This window comes from Shewanella sp. 10N.286.45.A1, from assembly GCF_041470405.1.
Taxonomy (GTDB): domain Bacteria; phylum Pseudomonadota; class Gammaproteobacteria; order Enterobacterales; family Shewanellaceae; genus Shewanella.
Window position 1 is genome coordinate 1 of the sequence record NZ_JBFRMK010000294.1, and the last position, 426, is coordinate 426.

A 426-nucleotide genomic window follows, 5' to 3' on the forward strand; every position below is an offset into this window, starting at 1 on the left:
AACAGCATACTCTTCAATCACTTCGCCCTTGGCAAATTTCTGTGTTAGCACTGTGCCATTAAATAGCTTATGCCATTGCAACACCACATCTCTATCTGACCAGGCATTAACCTGTCCTACGTCAACGTGCAGCACAAGATGAAGGTGATTACTCATCACAGCATAGGCGGCAACATCTATCGAAAATACCTCTGTTAGCTTCAATATTTGCTTTTCAACCCAATCACGGCGGTGATCATAGTTCTTACCTGTATATTTGTCATTACCACACAGAAAGGCCCGCCGCACTACACGACTGCAACAATGATAATAAGCGGTATCTTCCAAACTAATGAGGGTTCGTCTTGGCCTTGGCATGCAACCTCCTTGTTAAATGCTCAAATCAAGCATAGTAGCAGGTCATCATTTAGGCCATTAACCATGGCT

General features: G+C 43.7%; 1 pseudogene. It reads right to left on the minus strand.

Going from position 1 to position 426, the window contains the following annotated elements:
* Positions 1 to 357 (minus strand): annotated as a pseudogene (locus AB4238_RS19405) (transposase); the annotation flags it as partial.
* Between the last annotated feature and the right edge of the window lie 69 nt (positions 358 to 426).